The following is a 295-nucleotide window of genomic DNA, read 5'->3' on the forward strand; positions in this document are numbered from 1 at the left end:
CCTCAGACCACCCCCACCCCGTCCCAGGTCTACGGGTATTGTGGGTTTATCTATGGTCACGTATGGAGCTGTTGCCTTCCAGTAGTCTACAAACTGACCAAACTTAAAAAAGGCGTTACCACCCAGAGCAGGACCGTTGTGGCAGGCTGCGCAGCCCACTTCCATGAAAAGCTTCAGACCCTTTTTCTCCTCAGCGGTAAGTGCCTTGGTGTTACCCTTAAGGAATTCATCAAACCTTGAGGGTGTCATGAGAGTTCTTTCAAAGGCTGCTATAGCTTTACCTACGTTTTCATAC

General features: G+C 49.5%; 1 protein-coding gene. It reads right to left on the reverse strand.

The annotated features are described in order from the left end of the window. Positions 1 to 295, reverse strand: a 295-nt coding sequence (locus ABDH49_09055; GenBank protein MEN3047099.1) for a cytochrome c peroxidase, incomplete at both ends; no start/stop codon positions are given.

This window comes from Candidatus Hydrothermales bacterium (genome assembly GCA_039630235.1).
Lineage (GTDB): Bacteria > Hydrothermota > Hydrothermia > Hydrothermales > JAJRUZ01 > JBCNVI01.